This window comes from Ohessyouella blattaphilus (assembly GCF_024721265.1).
Classification (GTDB): Bacteria; Bacillota; Clostridia; order Lachnospirales; family Lachnospiraceae; genus Aequitasia; species Aequitasia blattaphilus_A.
This window is the reverse complement of sequence record NZ_JAMXOC010000002.1, coordinates 35,000-55,291: the sequence shown is the minus strand read 5'-3', so window position 1 is coordinate 55,291 and position 20,292 is coordinate 35,000. Positions and strand designations below refer to the sequence as shown.

General features: G+C 44.2%; 16 protein-coding genes. 3 read left to right on the top strand and 13 right to left on the bottom strand.

Going from position 1 to position 20,292, the window contains the following annotated elements; genetic code table 11:
- Positions 1-9: 9 nt before the first annotated feature.
- Positions 10-1,125: a phosphotransferase enzyme family protein gene (locus NHH16_RS02390; protein ID WP_330643427.1), complete on the bottom strand. Its 1,116-nt coding sequence runs from the start codon at positions 1,123-1,125 to the stop codon at positions 10-12.
- The gene (locus NHH16_RS02385; RefSeq protein WP_262067998.1) at positions 1,122-2,027 is read right to left on the bottom strand and encodes a nucleotidyltransferase family protein; all 906 of its coding nucleotides are present in this window, start codon (positions 2,025-2,027) and stop codon (positions 1,122-1,124) included. The genes NHH16_RS02390 and NHH16_RS02385 overlap by 4 nt, the downstream gene beginning before the upstream one ends.
- A gap of 157 nt (positions 2,028-2,184) precedes the next feature.
- Between NHH16_RS02385 and NHH16_RS02380 the strand changes: the two genes are divergently transcribed.
- Complete coding sequence (locus NHH16_RS02380; protein WP_262067997.1) at positions 2,185-3,090, top strand: AraC family transcriptional regulator; 906 nt, start codon at positions 2,185-2,187, stop codon at positions 3,088-3,090.
- Here NHH16_RS02380 and pyk read toward each other — a convergent pair.
- Together pyk and NHH16_RS02370 are read right to left on the bottom strand one after the other, a co-directional pair.
- A complete protein-coding gene (gene pyk / locus NHH16_RS02375) occupies positions 3,080-4,516 on the bottom strand; it encodes a pyruvate kinase (RefSeq protein ID WP_262067996.1) in 1,437 nt (478 codons plus the stop codon). The two genes, NHH16_RS02380 and pyk, sit on opposite strands and share 11 nt — an antisense overlap.
- Positions 4,517-4,529: 13 nt before the next feature.
- On the bottom strand, positions 4,530-5,408 hold the full coding sequence (locus NHH16_RS02370) for a rhomboid family intramembrane serine protease (RefSeq protein WP_262067995.1): 879 nt from the start codon (positions 5,406-5,408) through the stop codon (positions 4,530-4,532).
- A gap of 164 nt (positions 5,409-5,572) precedes the next feature.
- Between NHH16_RS02370 and NHH16_RS02365 the strand changes: the two genes are divergently transcribed.
- Complete coding sequence (locus NHH16_RS02365; RefSeq protein WP_262067994.1) at positions 5,573-9,820, top strand: 2-hydroxyacyl-CoA dehydratase; 4,248 nt, start codon at positions 5,573-5,575, stop codon at positions 9,818-9,820.
- 93 nt (positions 9,821-9,913) lie between these two features.
- On the opposite strand, the gene NHH16_RS02360 is transcribed toward NHH16_RS02365, so the two are convergent.
- From NHH16_RS02360 to NHH16_RS02350, 3 genes are all read right to left on the bottom strand, one after another.
- Entirely contained in the window at positions 9,914-11,998 is a 2,085-nt protein-coding gene (locus NHH16_RS02360; RefSeq protein ID WP_262067993.1) for a polyribonucleotide nucleotidyltransferase, read from the bottom strand.
- Between the two features lie 151 nt (positions 11,999-12,149).
- Complete coding sequence (locus tag NHH16_RS02355) at positions 12,150-13,034, bottom strand: LysR family transcriptional regulator (RefSeq protein WP_262067992.1); 885 nt, start codon at positions 13,032-13,034, stop codon at positions 12,150-12,152.
- A 53-nt stretch (positions 13,035-13,087) separates the two neighbouring features.
- Complete coding sequence (locus NHH16_RS02350) at positions 13,088-14,035, bottom strand: TDT family transporter (RefSeq protein ID WP_262067991.1); 948 nt, start codon at positions 14,033-14,035, stop codon at positions 13,088-13,090.
- Positions 14,036-14,196: 161 nt separating this feature from the next.
- Here NHH16_RS02350 and NHH16_RS02345 point away from each other — a divergent pair, with 161 nt between their 5' ends.
- A complete protein-coding gene (locus NHH16_RS02345) occupies positions 14,197-15,435 on the top strand; it encodes a GGDEF domain-containing protein (RefSeq protein ID WP_262067990.1) in 1,239 nt (412 codons plus the stop codon).
- Between the two features lie 49 nt (positions 15,436-15,484).
- On the opposite strand, the gene NHH16_RS02340 is transcribed toward NHH16_RS02345, so the two are convergent.
- The 6 genes from NHH16_RS02340 to rbfA form a co-directional block, all read right to left on the bottom strand.
- Positions 15,485-16,657 carry an NAD(P)-dependent malic enzyme gene (locus NHH16_RS02340; RefSeq protein WP_262067989.1) on the bottom strand — a complete coding sequence of 391 codons (1,173 nt, stop codon included), beginning with the start codon at positions 16,655-16,657 and terminating at the stop codon, positions 15,485-15,487.
- Positions 16,658-16,761: 104 nt separating this feature from the next.
- Entirely contained in the window at positions 16,762-17,028 is a 267-nt protein-coding gene (rpsO, locus tag NHH16_RS02335) for a 30S ribosomal protein S15 (protein ID WP_262067988.1), read from the bottom strand.
- A gap of 131 nt (positions 17,029-17,159) precedes the next feature.
- Positions 17,160-18,056 (bottom strand): bifunctional riboflavin kinase/FAD synthetase, encoded by an 897-nt coding sequence (locus NHH16_RS02330; RefSeq protein ID WP_262067987.1) that lies wholly within the window; start codon positions 18,054-18,056, stop codon positions 17,160-17,162.
- Positions 18,056-18,970, bottom strand: coding sequence for a tRNA pseudouridine(55) synthase TruB (gene truB, locus NHH16_RS02325; protein WP_262067986.1), 915 nt, complete (start codon positions 18,968-18,970; stop codon positions 18,056-18,058). Before truB ends, NHH16_RS02330 begins: the two co-directional genes overlap by 1 nt.
- Positions 18,963-19,931: a DHH family phosphoesterase gene (locus NHH16_RS02320; protein WP_262067985.1), complete on the bottom strand. Its 969-nt coding sequence runs from the start codon at positions 19,929-19,931 to the stop codon at positions 18,963-18,965. Before NHH16_RS02320 ends, truB begins: the two co-directional genes overlap by 8 nt.
- On the bottom strand, positions 19,921-20,286 hold the full coding sequence (rbfA, locus tag NHH16_RS02315) for a 30S ribosome-binding factor RbfA (RefSeq protein WP_262067984.1): 366 nt from the start codon (positions 20,284-20,286) through the stop codon (positions 19,921-19,923). Before rbfA ends, NHH16_RS02320 begins: the two co-directional genes overlap by 11 nt.
- Positions 20,287-20,292: the final 6 nt, after the last annotated feature.

Genomic DNA, 20,292 nt, shown 5'->3' with positions numbered 1-20,292 from the left:
CGTTTTCGCCTATCCCTTTAGCTCGCTAATTATCTTTTCCATTTCTGAGCTTTTGTCTTCCATATCCTGTAACAGCTTAAACTGAGTACGGGCTCTATCAAGGTTCTGCCCCGAGCGCTGGGTTTTAAAGTACGTGTCGCCATTAAGATAATCCGTTAGAAAGCGCATCCCGCACTCAAACGTCATGGTCCTCGCTCCCAGTGGTAACAACTCACATTCTCTGGCTGTCAGCCCACCATTTGCCCCTTCTAAATAGCCTTTGGCATATACTTTAAATAGTTCCAAATCACAGCTCACTTTGCTTAAATCACGCTCATCCTCGGCACCGGTGTTGGCACCAAAGCGAATCGAGTCACCAAAATCGTTAACGGCCAGTCCTGGCATCACTGTATCTAGATCAATTACACAGATCCCTTTACCTGTTCTATTATCAATCATAATATTATTTAATTTCGTATCGTTGTGGGTTACCCTTAGCGGAATTTCTCCCTGTGTTTGATACCCTTTTAGTTCCTTCGCTAGCGCTTCTCTACTAAGGATAAACTCACACTCCGTGCTTACTTCCTGGGCACGGTTCTTAATATCAGCTGCTAAAGCATCCTTAAAGTGTTGGAGGCGAAGTTCGGTATCGTGAAAGCCCACAATGGTCTCCGCTAAAGTCTCGGCGCTATACCCAGCCAAAACATTTTGAAAGCGACCGAAAGCATACCCACTTTGATAAAAGTCCTCCTCACTTTCTACCGCGTCAAAACTGGTGGCATCGGTAATAAAGATATAAGCTCGCCAATAGTAGCCTAAGCTATCTACGTAATAGACTTCCCCCTCTTTCGTCGGAATTAGATTAAGGGTTTCCCGGAAAGGATCCCCTCCTCTTTCTCTGATAATCTTATTCATATAACTAGTGACACCTTCGATATTCTTAATAACCTCTACCGGTTTCAAAAATATATCACTATTGAGACGCTGGAGTATTACCTGCAACCTTCCCATCTTCCCGATTTCGAAGGTTACCAGAAATGTATCGTTAATGTGGCCGCTTCCATAAGGCCTTACAGCCGTCACCTCCCCTATAAAGTCAAAGCTACTAAGTACTTCTCCCATTTCCTCTTCGCGTACCTTATTCACTCTGAATACCTCCCCTTTTGTCTTAATTCTCTTAGTGCCTCTACCACTTTTTCTTTGTCCTCGTGATAAGTCACCCCATACCACTGTTCTGATGTTTGCAACACCTGGACGCTGGCCTTTTCTTCGGCAATCAAGCGACTCACCACCGTTGGCAAAAAGAATTCTGCCTTCAAAGGATTTTCAGGAACTTGATAGTCTAGGAAGTCTTTAAATGCCTTCTGAATCTCACCCACGATGCTTTTGGAGAACCCCCAAAAATTCATAGACACTAAGGTGTCTTTCGGCAACTCGAAATACTGATTCTTTTCTTGATAACAGATTTTATCGTCCTTAACCTCTATTTGGGTCCGCTCAACCACACTTTCAAGCTGACCCTGTTTATCAACTTGACAGACACCCCGAGAAACATACCCGTGCTCTGTAACCGTCTTATTCAGTTCATAGGCCACCATTCCATAGCGATACTTCTCATTATCCTGAGTATTTGCTAAAAAATTCATGATTAGGGTAAAAGCCTCTTCTCCGTAATAATCATCAGCATTAATTACGGCAATAGGACCTGTAATATAAGGCTTTGCGCAAAGAACTGCATGAGCCGTCCCCCACGGCTTAACCCGTCCCTTAGGAAGATCGTATCCAGGTAAAAGCTTACTTATCTCTTGATAAGCGTAGACCACTTCCATCTGCGCTTGCACCCGCTTCCCTATCTTCTCTTTGAATTCCTCGGCGAACTCTTCCTTAATTACGAAAATCACCCGTTCAAAACCGGCCTTCCTGGCATCAAAGAGTGAGTAATCAAGAATCGTTCGCCCCATCTCATCTACAGGATCCATCTGTTTAAGTCCACCGTAACGACTTCCCATTCCGGCGGCCATTATTAATAAGCTTGGTTTTTCCTTCATCGATACAACCATCCTTTCTATCTTTGCTCGTATTTTAGTATAAGAAAGAAAAGATTTCTTTAGACGAAAGCATCACTTTTTTGCACGATTAGCAAATTTTGTTTGCACTTTACATTATTGTTGTTATAATATGCTTATCTTATTAAGGAGGTGTCTGATGGCGTATTTAGGGCTTGATTTTGAAAATGTAATTACTCTTGGTAAAATCTACAGTATTCACTATTTCGAATATATAAAAACGTTCTCTTTTAAAGGCGAAAGTCATGATTTTTGGGAATTCACCTACGTAGATAAAGGTGAAGTAAATGTGGGAATGGGCGACAAAAAACTCTCCTTGAAGCGCGGTGAAGTAGCTTTTCACGCTCCCGGAGAGTTTCACAGTATTGAAGCTAACGGTGTTGTTGCCCCTAATTTAGTTGTTATTTCTTTTGCCTGTGCCGACGCCACTATGGATTTTCTCAGTCAAAAAGTTCTCCGGGTCGACGACCGCGAACGGGCCTTGCTAGCAGAGCTTATCATCACTGCCAAACAACTCTTCGCCAGTCCTTTAGACGACCCCTATCTGGAAAACATGGCCTTTGTAGATAATCCACCTCTAGGTAGCCAGCAACTAATTAAAAATTACTTAAGCGAATTTCTAATTCGGCTTCTTCGCCGCCATACTGTCCCTAAGCGCAATAAAGAACTCAGCCTTCCTGGACACTTTCTCGAAAAGAATCTCACCTCTAGTGAACAACAGACCTTAACGAGAATTATCGCCTACTTCGAGGCACATCTTCAGGAAACCCTGACGGTTGCCACAATCTGCGGGGACAATTTGATTAGCCGAAGCCATTTGCAAACACTTTTTACCAAGGCTACGGGAAAAAGCGTAATTGCCTTTTATCATGCCCTAAAAATAGATATTGCTAAGCAGATGATTCGGGAATCCGAACAGAACTTCACCGAAATCGCGGAAAGCCTTGGCTATTCTTCTGTTCATTACTTTTCTCGGCAATTCAAAGCAATCACGGGGATGTCCCCTTCAGAGTATCTGCACTCTCTGCTTGCTCTTACTGAATAACGGCTATTTTCATGGTATTACTTACACCCTCTTCGCTAATACGGGTATTGATTGCTGGGATTCCGGCTGTGATAATCACCACATCCCCTGTCTCTAGATGACCTTTCGCTGCAATCAAATCAATACTGGCTTTGCAAAGTTCTTCTGTACTTTTACATTCAATTCCCTTAATGGGGATAATGCCCCAGAAGAGCTGCATCCGTCTTAAGGTTCGTTCATTCGGCGTGATGCCAAAGACCCTTGTAGCTGGCCTAAACTTAGAAACCAGTCTCGCCGTTGCCCCGGAATTGGTCGGGGTGATAATACAAGCTGCATTTAGATTATAAGCCGTCGATACGGAAGCGTGACCAATGGCACTGGAGATACTCTTCATGTGCATATCTTTGGCCTTATTAAGAATATCGTCATAGTCAATATGGGCTTCGGTACTCTCCACGATATGTACCATCATTCTCAGCGCTTCGATGGGATATTTTCCCTGAGCTGTTTCCCCGGAAAGCATAACCGCATCGGTGCCATCATACACAGCTGTTGCAACGTCTGTTACCTCTGCTCTTGTCGGGCGTGGGTTACGCATCATAGAATCTAGCATCTGGGTAGCGGTTATTACCGGACGGTAGTTTTCATTACACTTCCTAATAATCTTCTTTTGAATATACGGTACATCCTCTGCGGGAATCTCTACGCCCAAATCACCTCTAGCAACCATAATGGCATCGGCGCTACGAATAATTTCGTCGATGTTTTTGATACCTTCCATATTTTCAATTTTCGCGACAATGGGAATATACGGTGCATCAAGCTCTGCTAAAAACGCCCGGATTTCCAAGATACACTCGGCATTTCTAACAAATGAAGCGGCAATAAAATCGATATCTTGAGAAACGCCGAATTTAATATCATCTTTATCCTTCTCCGTAATGGCTGGTAATCTGACCGGCACGTTTGGCACGTTAACGCCTTTTCGCTCACCGAGCTCACCACCATTGGTAATGGTACAGTTAATATCGTTTTTCTCCACACCGGTAACCTTTAAACCGATCAAACCGTCATCAATTAAAATCACGCTACCTTTGGATACGTCATCTTTCAAACCTTTATAGGAAATGCTGACTTTCTCACTCGTACCCTCTACCTCATCGGTCGTCAATACGAATTTCTTACCTGTCTCTAGTTGAACTTTCTTCCCGTCTTTTAAGAGTCCTGTACGAATCTCCGGTCCCTTTGTATCAAGCAAAATAGCCGTTGGTTTACCTTCTTCTTCGCGAATTTGCTTCAGCATATCCATGCGACCTTTTTGCTCTTCATGATCGCCGTGAGAAAAGTTAAAACGAGCAATATCCATTCCTTTTTTTACTAAGGAGCGCATCAGCTCAGGATCATTTGTGTTGGGTCCCATGGTACAGATAATTTTTGTCTTCTTCATTCGTATTCCTTTCTTATTCAACGTGTTTATGTGTAAATAAATGCTCTTGGCAATACTCATAATTGCCATGGCACTTTGAACAGTACCTAAATTCTAGGTTCGGATTATCAAGCTCCGTTTGCCCACAAACAGCACATTTGTGCTTGGCCCCGCCTTCGTAGGTCTTACGCTCCCGGACCGCTTGATTAATTTTGTTTTTATAATTTACTTTTCTTTTTATCTGGCTTGGCCGGAAGCGGCTATTCTTACGTGAGCTTAAAAAGTAGATAATAAAGTTAAGTAGCGAAACCACTACAGCTAAGGCTTGTCCTCGGTAATAGACTCCATTTATTCCGCCACCGTAAGCCGGCAAAAAAGCCTGCAAAATCGCCCACCCAAGATAAGCTGCGTCAAGAAGTGCTAGCCACTTGACCTTTACGGGAATGACGAAAAACAGTAAAAACTGGGTCTCTGGATAAAGAGAAGCAAACACTAAAAAAAGCGACATAGAAATATAAGTGGTGCCAAAGCCGACACTATAGATCCCTGTGCCCGTTATAAAATACATAATAAAGGCCGCGATAACGGTGAATAACATTCCCGAAAAATAATAGAGATTAAAGCGAAAAGCTCCCCAAGCAGACTCAATACTACGTCCAATAAAGTACGCCATATAAAGAGACAGTAATATCCAAAACAAACTATAGGCTGGCGGCATAAAGATAAAGGTTACGAGGCGCCAAACCTGTCCCTTCAAAATCATGGCTGGATCTAGAGCTAACCACTGAAAATAAAACTCTGGATTCAACATGTGCAAAAGAAAGCCAACCCCGTAGATGATAACGATATAAAGCATTAGGTTGGTAATCGCATAACGACCAAATTTTTTTTCTAATTTATCTAACCAATTCATTCGCATCTCCTCTTCATTCTTACCCTAGAATACTACAACGAGAGGCTCTCTTTGTCAAATCAATTACAATTTGTGTTTTACTTTAATCTAATGTATAATATGTAAAGTTGTAGCAAAATACATATTTATATGAAGTAACTGTTTAAAATAAAAGGAGTTTTTTAATGAATAAAAGGAACTATACACTAGGAATTGATATTGGCTCGACCACGGTAAAGATTGCCATTCTTAACGAAGATAAGGAAATGATCTTTTCCGACTACGAACGCCACTTTGCCAATATTCAAGAAACCCTCTCTGATTTACTCGGACGGGCCATCTATAAACTGGGTCCTCGGGCAGTCTCACCGGTCATCACTGGTTCTGGTGGGCTAACCCTAGCAAAGCACTTAGAAGTCCCCTTCGTTCAGGAGGTAGTTGCCGTCTCTACCGCCCTCTCTGACTATGCCCCCCAAACGGATGTAGCCATTGAGCTAGGTGGTGAAGATGCGAAAATAATCTATTTTGAAGGTGGTAATGTGGAGCAGCGAATGAATGGTGTTTGTGCCGGTGGTACAGGCTCTTTTATTGACCAAATGGCCTCTCTTTTACAGACCGATGCCGCTGGCCTAAATGAGTACGCCAAAGATTATAAAGCTCTCTATTCGATTGCTGCCCGGTGTGGCGTGTTTGCCAAATCTGACATTCAGCCTCTAATCAATGAAGGGGCTGCCAAAGAAGACTTAGCCGCCTCTATTTTTCAAGCGGTTGTTAACCAGACTATTTCCGGTCTTGCCTGTGGTAAGCCGATCAGAGGTCACGTTGCCTTTCTCGGGGGGCCACTCCACTTCCTCGATCAATTAAAAGAAGCCTTTATCCGCACCCTAGAGCTAGATGACGAGCATACGATCGCTCCTTATCACTCCCATTTATTTGCCGCTATTGGCTCTGCCCTTAACTCAGATCAGACCACGGTTATCTCCTTAGCCGAGATGCAAAACAAACTACTGGGCAAAATAAAAATGGAGTTTGAGGTGGAGCGCTTAGAGCCTCTTTTTGCTACCGAAAAGGATTACCAGGAGTTTGAAGACCGTCACCGTAAGCACCAAGTCCCTATGAAAGATTTATCTTCCTATCAAGGCAAAGCTTTCCTAGGAATCGATGCTGGTTCAACCACGACAAAAGCGGCTTTAGTCGGTGAAGATGGAACTCTTCTCTACTCTTTTTATCGCAACAACGAGGGAAATCCTCTTGGTACGACCATCACCGCTATTCGCGAGATCTACTCTCAGATACCGGAGGGGGTGGAAATTGTCCGCTCCTGCTCAACCGGCTACGGGGAAGCGCTTATTAAGGCAGCCCTACTTTTAGATGAAGGGGAAGTGGAGACGGTCTCTCACTACTACGCTGCCTCTTTCTTCGAGCCGAATGTGGACTGCATTATCGATATTGGCGGTCAAGATATGAAATGCATCAAAATTCGCAACCAAACGGTCGATAGCGTTCAGCTTAATGAAGCTTGCTCCTCTGGCTGCGGTTCCTTTATCGAAACCTTTGCTAAATCTCTTAACTTTGAAGTAAAGGACTTCGCCCACGAAGCGCTGTTTGCCAAAAATCCCATCGATCTAGGCACCAGATGTACCGTTTTTATGAACTCAAAAGTAAAACAAGCCCAAAAAGAAGGTGCGGAGGTTTCTGATATTTCCGCGGGGCTGGCTTACTCCGTGGTCAAAAATGCTCTATTTAAAGTAATCAAGGTCTCCGATGCTTCTGAACTAGGTAAGCATATTGTAGTACAGGGCGGAACCTTTTATAATACCGCCGTTCTTAGAAGCTTTGAAAAAATCGCCAATTGTCACGCCGTTCGCCCTGATATTGCTGGTATTATGGGGGCTTTTGGCGCGGCGTTAATCGCTAGAGAGCGCTACGAAGACGGTATGGCAACCACCATGCTTCCCATTGGCGAAATCGAGAATTTGGAATACAAAACCACTATGACCAAATGTCGCAAGTGTACCAATACTTGTCGCCTCACCATCAACCACTTTAGCGGCGGTCGCAAATTCATCACTGGGAATCGCTGCGAGCGGGGACTGGGTAAAGAAAAGCGAGAGAACAAGCTCCCTAATCTCTTTGAATATAAGCTTAAGTGTTACTTTGATTATCCGGCGCTTTCGGAAGCAGAAGCCACTATGGGAACCATTGGTATCCCTCGCGTTATGAACATGTATGAGAATTATCCATTTTGGCATACATTCTTTACGAAGCTAGGATTCCGGGTAGTCTTAAGCCCTCTCTCAACGCGAAAAATATACGAACTGGGAATCGAATCCATCCCTAGCGAAAGTGAGTGTTACCCGGCTAAATTGGCCCATGGGCATGTCCAATGGCTGATTAATAATGGCATTCGTGATATCTGGTATCCTTGTATTCCTTATGAGCGTAACGAGTTCCCTGAGGCGCAGAATCACTACAACTGCCCCATCGTCACCTCCTATCCGGAGAATATTAAGAATAATATCGATGCGATTATTAACGGTGAAGTGAATTTTATGGCGCCTTTTATGTCCTTTAAAGACGAACAAACGTTATCTTCTAGGTTAGTAACCGAACTAGGCGCTTCCTATAATCTTCCTGCTAGTGCTGTAAAGGCAGCTGTACACCTTGGCTTTAAGGAACTGGAAAACGCCCGGGAAAAGATGCGCAGAAAAGGCGAAGAAACCGTTAAATACTTAGACGAAAACGGCTACCGCGGTATCGTCTTAGCCGGTCGTCCTTATCATATCGACCCCGAGATTAACCACGGTATCCCAGAGCTGATTAACGACTACGACATCGCCGTCTTAACAGAAGACAGTGTCTCTCACTTGGCAAACGTAGAGCGTCCTTTAAACGTCATGGATCAGTGGATGTACCACTCGAGACTCTACGCTGCCGCTAATTATGTGAAGCAAAAGGAAAATCTGGATTTAATCCAGCTCAACTCCTTTGGCTGTGGTCTCGATGCCGTTACTACCGATGAGGTGTCTGATATCCTCATCGGCTCCGACAAGATCTACACCTCTCTTAAAATTGATGAGGTTAATAACTTAGGTGCTGCCAGGATTCGCGTGCGTTCACTCCTAGCTGCCATCAAAGTACGGGATAAGCGCAAAGAGAAACGAGAAATTCATAGTTCTGCCATTACAAAAATTCCTTTTACTAAGGAAATGAAAAAGAATTATACGATTCTCTGCCCCCAAATGTCACCGATTCACTTTAACTTATTAGAACCAGCCTTTACCTCTAGTGGTTACAACCTAGTAGTACTGCCTAATGATAATAAGCAAGCGGTAGACGTTGGCCTTAAATATGTAAATAATGACGCCTGCTACCCATCGCTAATGGTAGTCGGACAAATAATGGAAGCTATTCTCTCCGGTGAATACGATACCGAACACATTGCGGTTGTCATCAGCCAGACCGGTGGCGGTTGCCGAGCCTCTAACTATATCGGTTTCATTCGCCGGGCGCTAAAAAAAGCCGGCTACGAGCATATTCCAGTAATCTCTGTGAACTTAAGCGGTCTTGAGAAAAACCCCGGCTTTAAGATTACGCCTATGCTAGGAATACGGGCAGTCTATGCCGCTATCTTAGGTGATGTTTTTATGAAATGCCTTTACCGGATGCGACCCTATGAGCAAGAAGCTGGTTCTGCCAATAAACTGCACCAAGAGTTAGAAGGAAAATGTATTGCCTTTATTAAAAAACGCTACCCCTCAAGAAGAGAGTTCTCTAAACTCTGCCGGGAAATCGTCGAAGCTTTCGACGCCCTTCCCATTACTGATCAGGTCAAACCAAAGGTGGGTATCGTCGGTGAAATTTTAGTAAAATTCTTGCCGGCTGCCAATAACCATCTGGTGGAGCTCTTAGAAAAAGAAGGCGCCGAAGCCGTATGCCCTGATTTGATCGACTTCTTTATATATAGCTTCTATAACCAAAACTATAAAGTAAGCCATCTCGGTTTCAAAAAGATGAAAGCGATCAGTGCAAATATCGGCATAAGCGCCCTAGAATGGCTGCGTTCTCCGGCCTCTAAAGCGCTGGCGGCAAGTAAGCACTTTACGCCGCCGGCGAAGGTCGAACACCTGGCGAAGATGGCAGAGGATATCGTCTCCATCGGCAATCAAACAGGGGAAGGTTGGTTCCTGACAGGAGAAATGTTAGAGCTAATCGAAAGCGGTGTGCCGAATATCGTCTGCACTCAGCCCTTTGCCTGCTTACCAAATCACATCGTCGGCAAAGGCGTTATCAAAGAGCTTAGACGCTTGCATCCTCTCTCAAATGTAGTCGCTATCGACTTTGACCCAGGTGCTAGCGAGGTTAACCAGCTTAACCGCATTAAACTAATGCTTTCCACTGCTAATAAGCACTTAGAAGCAGAGTATTCATAAGTTATAATGGGCGCCACTAGGCGTACAAAAAAGAACAGTCAAGTAAAGCGGTTTCGCATACTTGGCTGTTCTTTTTAACTTTTCATATTCCCTTTATTTTACGTCTTTAATGCTGAAAGACATTCTGCCCATCTTATCTTTTCCAAGGCAAACCACTTTAACGTGATCTCCTAAAGTTAAGACATCTTCTACTTTATCGATACGCTCTTTGGAAATCTTCGAGATGTGAACCATTCCCTCTTTACCTGGAGCAAACTCGATAAAAGCACCAAAGTCTTTAATACTAACCACTGTTCCTTCAAGAACCTGACCTGCTTCATAATCCGTTACGATAATGGAAATCAAGCGTTTTGCTTCTTCCATATCTTCCTTATTGACACCACAGATAGAAACACGACCTTCGTCATTAATATCAATCTTAACCTCACAACGTTCAATTAAGGTGTTGATGGTCTTACCTCGTTGTCCAACCACTTCGCCGATTTTCGCCGGATCAATCTCCATTTGAATAATCTTCGGTGCGTACTGGCCAACCTCTGGGCGTGGCTCGGCAATACATTTGTTCATAACTTCATCTAAGATAAAGGTACGAGCCTTTTTCGTGTTTCTAATGGCCTCTTCCACAATCGGTCTGGTCAAGCCGTGAATCTTAATATCCATCTGAATAGCCGTAATACCTTTATGGGTACCGGCTACCTTAAAGTCCATGTCGCCAAAGAAATCTTCTAATCCTTGGATATCCGTTAAAACGATGTAGTCGTTTTCTGTCTCACCGGTTACCAGCCCGGCAGAGATTCCGGCAACAGCTGACTTAATCGGTACTCCTGAAGCCATTAATGACATCGAGGAAGCGCATACAGACGCTTGAGAAGTGGAACCGTTAGACTCAAAGGTCTCCGATACTGCCCGAATAGCATAAGGGAACTCACTCTCGCTAGGAAGCACAGGTATAATCGCTTTTTCCGCAAGGGCACCGTGACCGATTTCCCGACGTCCCGGACCTCTTGAAGGTCTCGTCTCACCAACTGAATAAGATGGAAAATTGTACTGATGCATATAGCGCTTAGAAGTCTCTGCTTCATCAAGACCATCTAATCTTTGAGCCTCTGATAAAGGTGCTAGCGTCGTTACGGTACAGATTTGGGTCTGTCCTCTCGTAAACATCGCTGAACCGTGAACCCGTGGTAATAAATCGGTCTCTGCTGCTAATGGTCTAATCTCATCAATCTGACGACCATCTGGACGCTTATGATCCTTTAAGATCATCTTACGTACCGTCTTCTTCTGGTATTGGTAAACAGCCTCATCAAGCACTTTTAACCATTCTTCGTTCTCGGCAAAAGCCTCTTGTAGGCGGTCTTTAATACTCCGAATATTCTCTTCACGCACTTGCTTCTCGTCTGTGAAAACAGCAACTTCCATCTCTTCTTCTGGAACGATTTTCTTGATTTCGGCAAAAAGCTCAGCCGGAATTTCACAGCTTTCGTAAGCATGCTTTGGCTTTCCACACTCAGCCACGATGGTGTCGATAAAGTCAATCACCGTACCGTTCATAGCGTGAGCGGCGTAGATAGCTTCAATCATCTTATCCTCAGGAACTTCATTCGCTCCCGCTTCGATCATAATGACTTTTTCCTTTGTGGAAGCTACGGTGAGCTCCATATCGGAGTTCGCCTTTTGCTCAGCCGTTGGGTTGAAGACGAATTCATCGTCCACAAGACCTACTTGCGTCGTCGCAATCGGACCATCAAAAGGAATATCGGAAATGCTCGTGGCGATTGCCGAACCAAGCATAGCGGTAAGCTCTGGTGAGCAGTCCTGATCCACACTCATTACTAAACTCTCTAGAGTTACATCGTTGCGATAATCTTTCGGAAATAAAGGACGCATTGGTCGGTCAATTACTCGGTCCGTAAGAACGGCTTTCTCCGAAGCCTTTCCTTCACGTTTTTGAAATCCTCCGGGGATTTTACCAACCGAGTATAGACGCTCGTTATACTCGACACTTAAAGGAAAGAAATCGATTCCTTCACGTGGCTTTTCTGAAGCCGTTGCCGTTGATAATACCACGGTGTCACCATAGTGCATTAAGACCGCACCGTTTGCCTGTTTTCCTACTCTGCCGACGTCCACTCTCAGCGGGCGACCAGCAAGCTCCATTTCAAATTTTTTATACATAGGATTCTCCTTTTAAGATAATAGCAAACTACGTTCGAAACTACTGAAAAAAATACTTATCCCCAGACAAATATCTTTTTCAGTGGTCTCGATCCGTAAGTTTTGCCCATAACTGCTTTATTATAGCATATCGTGCCGTTAAAGAAAAGCGCTAAAAACTTTCTAGAAGAGCAAATAAATGGCTTAGTTGCTCACTCTCCCATAAGCTGCTTCCCTCTCGGTAAATATACGAAAAGTTCCGGACAAAACGCTTCTTTAAAGGAATCTCTACTACTTTTCCCAAGGCTAATGAATTCTCAGCTGATAATCGTGACACCAAAGACAGACCTAAATCGTTTGCCACCATTTCAATATTTTCGCCATTTGTATGACACATGCGGATTTGATGGGCGCTTAAACGCATGGTGCGCATAAAATCCATTTGCTCTTGGCGGGTTCCCGATCCCTGTTCCCGCACAATCCAAGCTTGCCGACTAAGCGTAGCCGGCTTTAAATCGCTAATTAGAGTGGCTAAGTAAGGGGAACCGATTAAAATCATCTCATCCTCGTAGAAATTCTGGCGAACAAAGGGAAAGTACATATCCCGTCCTTCAATTAACCCTAGATCAATCGTCCCCTTATCTAATAACGAGCATATCTTTTTTGTATTGCCTATCGTCGTGATAATCTCTAACCCTGGAAGCTCCTCTTCTACCAACTTCAAAAGCTTTGGCACTAGGTAGTTGCAAATGGTGTGACTGGCCCCTACCCGCACCCGGGTAACTTCTTCCCGGTCCTTATTATTAATCACTTCAATGGTCTCATCTAAAAGGCTGAGCATGTCCTTGCAACTGGCAAACGCATACTCTCCCGCTTCTGTCAGACGGATACTATTACCCACCCCGCTTTTTTCAAATAGGGCCACACCGCCAAAAAACATCTCTAATCGTCGCACTTGCTGGGAAATGGTGGGCTGTGAAAAGGACATAATCTCTGCCGCCTTCGTATAACTGCCAACCTCTGCTACTGCTACAAACGCTCGCATTTCTTCAAACATATCGCCACCTCAAAAACCATCTTTTCTAGTTAACAAACCAACTTTACCACACTTTACCTTGGTTTAAAAGTCGAAATGCCCAGCCCCTGTTCTCTTTGCTCGAAGAAAATAAAATTGAAGTAACGAATCAAAGCATAGACCACGAAGATAACCGCAATTATCGTTTCGGCCTTTACCGCCACCGCGAGAACCGAACTGTGAATCCCTCTAGCAATCAGCTCCCCATTGGTAAGCTTTAACTCCGTCGCCGTAATGACAAGGGGAAACGTTAGGGACGCGTAGCTAGGGAAAAAAGTTTTCGTTAAGAGCTTCGGCAGCATCGCTAATACTAGTAGATAGAACAATTGCCCGACCACCATTAAGGTGATAATGACTAGGAGGGACTTGTCGGCGATGGCTTTATGATACCCAACTAGACAAAGGTTCGCCGGAGCCGCAAAAATACAAAATAAAAGCTTGGAAGCACTCTCCATATTGCGAACCTTTAGGTAGCGATAACTTACAAGCACCAATAAGGGGACGTAAGCGATAAAGCCAAACCAAAAGATTACACTCCCTAAAGCTTCCGTATGGAAATCTGGAGAAGTTACGCTCGCAATAATAATCCCCACGTAGACAATATAATAAGAGGCATGAACATTTTCAATTTTTAACTTGATGACAAAATTGTATGTAAAATACAGCATTAATGCGATATGCAAAGCGATTGCCACGTACCAAAGCCAAAGGGTTCCAGGAATATGAAGGGCCGCGCCATAGCCTGCTAATAGCATTAAGGACATGGGAAAGGTCCCTAAAACACTGGCGAGAATCGGGTTTCTAAGAGCTTCTAGAAGCGCTCCCTTATCCCAAATCATTTTCGCTATTAATACCAGGGCTAACACGGTCCCTAAAGTACCACAGAACCATTTAATCGCTGGCGAAAAACTCTCCAATAAATTTCCTAATCCTAAGACTCCAAGCATTACCCCACTTAGGGGAAACGGTATTTTCTTTAACATGATAGACATCCTCCATGACTTCTCTTTACTGAAAATACTATAGCATTCGTCCTATGTTCCTGCATAATTAATTATTTTAATTCTCTTATAAATAAATTGAATAATTGACCACAATAAAGCCCCTATGATAGAATGAAGGAAATACTTTGAAAGGAAGAAGGATGAATATTATCGAAGCGAAAAAGAAAGACCACAAGGCCAGAACAATAATAATTGCTCTCCTCCTTTTCTTTGCTGCTTTGTTGTTTGCGGCGGTGCTATTTTTAGAAAATACCAATACCAGAAAGCAACAAGAACTTTTAAAAGACAGCATTGAAAACCAGCTTCGCTCCATTACTTTAGCCGCTAGAGATCTAACCTCGCCCGAGCTAATCGAAAGTTATGACAGCGAAGCAGATATTCATAAAGACGAGGATACCTTCATCGAATTTCGTCAGGAACTACGGACCCTTGCTAAGAACACCGGTGCGGATTACATCTATATTCTTAAGTATGTGGATGGCGAATGCATGTTTATTATGGATACCGATGAAGAAGACGAATCGGTCTTTATTCCCTACGAACCAGCAGCCGTTCACGAAGAAGCATTTGCGGGCAAGATTGCCAGTGGCGTAATGAACGTGGAGGATGAATACGGTAGCTACAACACCGCCGCCGCTCCCATTATGCACAATGGTCAGATTATCGGCATTATCAGTGTGGATATCGAAGACCACTACATCGAAGAAAGTATTAATCAGGCAAACCAGGTGTTTATCGCTCTCGTGGCGGTTATTTCCGTGATTTTGATTGCCATGATTAGCCTTATCGTTTTCTTGATGTACCGAGTGAACCGGATGCAGGAGCAACTGCGAATCCTTGCTCACCACGATACCGTTACCGGTCTCCCTAACCGTCAATACTTACTGGACGTATTAGACGAAAAGATGAAACACAAGAAAAGCTTTGCCTTGATCTTCATCGATCTGGATAACTTCAAAACCATTAACGATACCGCTGGTCACGATACTGGGGATGAAGTCCTTAAGATGGTCGGTAAGTATCTCGATCACACGAAGAAGAACGTTACGGCTTTCCGGCCTTCTGCTGGACACCTTAACATCGCTGCCCGGGTCGGCGGTGACGAGTTTATTCAAGTCGTGGATCATATCGAAACCGTCGAACAAGCAAAGAAGCTAGCCACAGATCTCTTAGAAGGCTTTCAGGGATCTGAATTCGCCCACTACCGGGAGAAGTACGGCTTAGGTATGTCCATTGGCGTGGCTCTCTATCCTGAGCACACCAATAACTACCATATTCTGATTAAGTATGCGGATATCGCTATGTATCACGCGAAACACGGCGGCAAGAATGCCTACCGTATCTATGAAGAGACCATGGCGCCCAAAGATGAAAAATAAGATTATACAAAAAAAGAACTGCCAGCCAATAGCAGTTCTTTTTTTACTTTTATATTCTAGCTACACCGCTATCTCTAGCTGCTTTTGCCACCGCCTCAGCTACCGCTTTTGCTACGTCCTTATTAAGGGCGCTAGGAATAATGTATTCCGGCGAAACTTCCGCCTCTGTGACAAAGCCGGCAATGGCTTTTGCCGCAGCTATTTTCATCTCATCGTTAATATCGCTCGCTCTAACGTCTAGAGCCCCTCTAAAGATACCTGGGAACGCAAGCACGTTATTAATTTGGTTCGGGAAATCACTACGTCCTGTACCGATTACCGCCGCCCCAGCAGCTTTCGCTAGGTCTGGCATAATTTCCGGAGTGGGATTGGCCATGGGGAAAAGAATAGGATCTTTCGCCATTGACCTAACCATTTCTTCCGTTACTGAATTCGGTGCAGAAACGCCGATAAAGACATCCGCCCCTACCAGGCAATCGGCAAGTGTACCTTTTTTCATCTCCCGGTTAGTTATCTTCGCCATCTCTTCTTTTTCTTTATTCAGTCCGTCCCGGCCTTCGTAAATAGCGCCCTTACGGTCTGTCATAATTACATTTTTAAGTCCCATGGCAATTAGCAATTTAATAATCGCAATTCCCGCTGCTCCGGCGCCACTGGTAACCACCTTAATATCTTCGATCTTGCGACCGGTAAGCTTTAGCGCATTAAACATCGCGGCTAAGGTTACTACAGCCGTGCCGTGCTGGTCATCGTGGAAAATCGGAATATCGCATTCTTTCTTTAGACGCTCTTCGATTTCAAAACAGCGTGGAGCTGAAATATCCTCTAGGTTAACACCACCGAAGCTACCTGCCGTCAATTTAATCACATTAACAATATCATCAACTTCCTTTGAGCGAACGCATAGAGGGAACGCATCCACATCGGCAAAAGCTTTAAAAAGGGCACATTTACCTTCCATAACCGGCATTCCTGCTTCCGGTCCGATATCGCCTAGACCGAGAACGGCTGTGCCATCGGTAACCACGGCTACCAAGTTATGACGTCTCGTAAGCTCATAGCTTAATTCTACATCCTTTTCGATAGCCAAACAAGGAGCGGCGACTCCAGGAGTGTAAGCAATTGACAAATCGTCCTTATTATCTAAAGGGACCTTCGAAACCACTTCGATCTTTCCGCCCCATTCTTTATGTTTTTTCATTGCTTCTTCTTGGTAATCCATGTTCGTTCTCCTTTTCGTTTTTTTTATTATTCTAACACTTTAATCAGGAAAAAGCGACAGCAGTCCCTATATTTAAGGGGCACGCCATCGCTTTTGCATCAAAATTATTTTCTTAATCCAAGTTGCTCGATTAAAACACGGTATCTTGCAATATCTTTCTTCTTAAGATAAGCAAGTAATCCACGTCTTTGACCTACCATCTTAAGAAGTCCTCTTCTTGAGTGGTGATCTTTTGGATTCGCTTTAAAATGATCTGTTAAATCATTAATTCTTGCCGTTAAGATAGCAATTTGTACTTCCGGTGAACCTGTATCACCTTCTACCTTACCGTAAGTCTTGATGATGTCCTCTTTCATTTCTTTTGTAATCATCGAATTTTCCTCCTTATATTTCTCTAATGTATCCCCACATACTAAGTAGCGGTTGGAGTTTCCAACTACCGAATATGGGTTCTAACACCGTATTAATATAGCATAAAGCATAGTTTATGTAAAGCGCAAATTCATTTTATGTCCTGAGCGATGGCTTCCTTTAATTCCTCAAGGGATGAAAATTTCTTCTCCGGACGTTTAAAGCGCCGTAAGCTCACACCTATCTCTTCCCCATAAGCATTTCCGGAATAATCAAACAGGAAACTTTCCACCAGTATCCGGGTATTTTTCTCCACCGTCGGCTTCACTCCGATATTCGTAATTCCCCGGTACTGCTTTCCCGATACGGTAACCTGACTTTCGTAAACTCCAAAAGGCGGTAAGACCTTCCCTTCTAGGGGGTGTACATTAAGCGTAGGAAAGCCCAAGGTGCGGCCGATATGATTGCCTTGTTCTACCACTCCCGTATAGCCGTATTCGTAACCCAACAGGCGGTTAGCCTGCTGGATGTCTCCAGCTTTGATCAGACTCTTAATAACGGTACTACTAATCACCGTCTCCCCGTCCTTAAGATTGGGAATTATAATCGTCTGAAAACCGTAACGCTCACCCAGTGCCTGTAAGGTGTTGATATCACCGCTACGCTGGGTGCCAAACCGAAAGCCATCACCTACCACCACATACTTCGCGTGAAAGATTCCCTGAATCACATCTCTTGCAAAAATCTCTGGGGTCATCTGGGTAAGCTTCTTGATAAATGGCGCTTCCACCAAATAATCTACTTTTCCTTCGAGCCGACGCATCCGCTCGCTTCTCGTCATCAAGAGCTCTGGCTTAATCCCCATCACTTGCCATACCGGGGTGAAGTCCATGGCGCAAACTACGCTTTTAAGTCCCTCTAAGCGACTCAGCTCGCCAATTTTAGCAATTAGTTCTTGATGTCCTCTATGCAAACCATCAAATTTTCCAATGGTTAATGCCGTTTTTTCCTTTTTGTCGTAACTAAATAAGTCCTGAATGTGTTCCATTAGTCTTCTCTCTTAGCCTCACTATCGTAAAACATCTTATGTACTTTGAGGCGCTGTTTGTCCTCTTCATATAAACCGATAAATTCGCCGTCCTCATTATATAGCCGCACCCGTTCTCCTACTTGCACTGGGTCGATTGACGCTTCCGCAAACGTAAGCTTATTTCCGTTATATGCAAGGCTTTCAAATTCCCGCTTAACGACCCCTGCTGGGTACCTATCAAAGACCCGGTCAATAGGGATTATTCGCTTTTCTAAGTGGCCCTCATCAATTAACCTTGCTAGCTCACCGAGGCGAATGCTATCAGCAAGGGTAAAATTTGCCACCGCTGTTCGCTTCAGCTTATTCATCGCCCCGCCTACTCCTAGCTCTTCGCCAATATCGTGACATAAGGTACGAATATAGGTCCCCTTTGAGCACCGGATGCGAAGGCTTACTCTAGGTAGATTCATCGCCAAGATATCGATCTCGTAGATATTCACCTCTCGGGCTTTACGTTCAACTGTAACCCCTTCCCGGGCGAGCTCATACAGCTTCTTACCGTTTACCTTAAGGGCCGAATACATCGGCGGCACCTGAGCATACGTTCCCAGATAGCTCATAATCACCCCTTGTACCTGTGCTTCCGTTAAAGCGCTAATATCTCTTTCTTTAAGAAGCATGCCCGTAGTATCTTGAGTGTCGTAGCTAACCCCTAAGAGAAGCTCGGTCTCATAGACCTTCTCTTTATCGGTTAAAAGGCCACAAACCTTCGTAGCTTTCCCTAAACAAACAGGTAGCACACCTGTTGCCTCAGGGTCTAGTGTACCCGTATGTCCGATTTTGCGCTGTCCTATCATGCCTCTAAGCTTGGCCACCACATCGTGTGAGGTATACCCTTTTTCTTTATCAATAATCAGAATTCCGTTAATCACGAGCGTTTCCTTCTAATTCTTTTAGCTGTTCTGCCACGAATTTCGTAACGTTGTTGGTTATATCATGGGCCGTCCCCGCCATATTAAAGCCAGCGGCTTTCTTGTGCCCACCACCGCCAAAGTAAGCGGCGATTCGGTTAACATCCACGATATCTTTGGAGCGCAAGCTCACCTTAAAGTTCCCCGGCTCCAGTTCGTACATAAAGATTGCCACTTCGACCCCTTCCGTCACCCGCATTTGGCTGACAATGCCTTCAAAGTCACCAGGGTTAACCTCGTAGAAATCCATCACCCGGCGGCTAACGCTGCCGGCAATCACTCTACCGTCTAGTAACAGAAAGCTCTCTAGCAAGGTCCGCCCGAGAATTTGATTCTGGGCATACGTTTTTGCATAAAACGTTTCCGAGATAATCCGCGGAGCATCAATCTCTTTGGTAATCAAAAACGCCGCCGCCTGAAACGTTGACGGTGCCACATTGGAATACTGGAAAACCCCAGTATCGTGAACGATACCTAAGTAAATAGCCTGAGCAATCCCCGTATCAATCTCATCTTTATCCAGCAAATCATACACCAGTTCCGCAGTGGAACTGGCTTCTGGATAGATATAGTTGACATCAGCAAAGGCATTATTGCTTTCGTGATGATCAATACACAGCGTGCGCTTAGCTTTATCAAATAACGGTAAGGTAAAGCCTAAACGCTCTCTATCCCCACAATCTAGACTAATAAACAAGTCGTATTCTTTCTCTCCTGTAACCTCGTGCTTAATGTCCTCTATTCTCTGTAAAAAACCAAACGTCTTCGAAAAACGCTGTAAATACACATCCACCTTTACTTCTGGATAAACCTTTGTTAAGTAAAGGTACATGCCGAGGCATGAACCAACACAATCACCATCCGGGCGGATGTGACCGCCGATGGCGACGGTTTTTACCCCATCTAATACCTTAGTTAACATCGTCATCTCCTTTGATTACATCGTCGATTTTCTTCGACATAGCTACTCCGTATTCAATTGACTCATCGAGCAAAAAGGTAATCTCTGGCGTATTGCGCATATTGATACTGCGAGCCAGTTCACTACGGATATAACCGTGAGCGCTTTTTAGTCCTTTAAGAGTATCTTCCTTTTGCTTTTCATCACCAAGAACGCTGACGTAGGCTTTCGCCGTCTTTAAATCAGGTGCCACTTCGGCGTGGGTAACCGTTACCCACTCCGACACTCGCGGATCTTTTACATTCCTGATAATAGTCGTCAATTCTTTAGCCACCTCATTATTTACACGGGTATTTTTAATACTTCTCTTCTTCATTTATTT

Bases quoted from the DNA above. Each gene is read 5' to 3' on its own strand.
- NHH16_RS02385 (WP_262067998.1), bottom strand. From the start codon at position 2,027: ATGAAGGAAAAACCAAGCTTATTAATAATGGCCGCCGGAATGGGAAGT.
- NHH16_RS02380 (WP_262067997.1), top strand. From the start codon at position 2,185: ATGGCGTATTTAGGGCTTGATTTTGAAAATGTAATTACTCTTGGTAAA.
- pyk (WP_262067996.1), bottom strand. From the start codon at position 4,516: ATGAAGAAGACAAAAATTATCTGTACCATGGGACCCAACACAAATGAT.
- NHH16_RS02370 (WP_262067995.1), bottom strand. From the start codon at position 5,408: ATGAATTGGTTAGATAAATTAGAAAAAAAATTTGGTCGTTATGCGATT.
- NHH16_RS02365 (WP_262067994.1), top strand. From the start codon at position 5,573: ATGAATAAAAGGAACTATACACTAGGAATTGATATTGGCTCGACCACG.
- NHH16_RS02360 (WP_262067993.1), bottom strand. From the start codon at position 11,998: ATGTATAAAAAATTTGAAATGGAGCTTGCTGGTCGCCCGCTGAGAGTG.
- NHH16_RS02355 (WP_262067992.1), bottom strand. From the start codon at position 13,034: ATGTTTGAAGAAATGCGAGCGTTTGTAGCAGTAGCAGAGGTTGGCAGT.
- NHH16_RS02350 (WP_262067991.1), bottom strand. From the start codon at position 14,035: ATGTTAAAGAAAATACCGTTTCCCCTAAGTGGGGTAATGCTTGGAGTC.
- NHH16_RS02345 (WP_262067990.1), top strand. From the start codon at position 14,197: ATGAATATTATCGAAGCGAAAAAGAAAGACCACAAGGCCAGAACAATA.
- NHH16_RS02340 (WP_262067989.1), bottom strand. From the start codon at position 16,657: ATGGATTACCAAGAAGAAGCAATGAAAAAACATAAAGAATGGGGCGGA.
- rpsO (WP_262067988.1), bottom strand. From the start codon at position 17,028: ATGATTACAAAAGAAATGAAAGAGGACATCATCAAGACTTACGGTAAG.
- NHH16_RS02330 (WP_262067987.1), bottom strand. From the start codon at position 18,056: ATGGAACACATTCAGGACTTATTTAGTTACGACAAAAAGGAAAAAACG.
- NHH16_RS02320 (WP_262067985.1), bottom strand. From the start codon at position 19,931: ATGTTAACTAAGGTATTAGATGGGGTAAAAACCGTCGCCATCGGCGGT.
- rbfA (WP_262067984.1), bottom strand. From the start codon at position 20,286: ATGAAGAAGAGAAGTATTAAAAATACCCGTGTAAATAATGAGGTGGCT.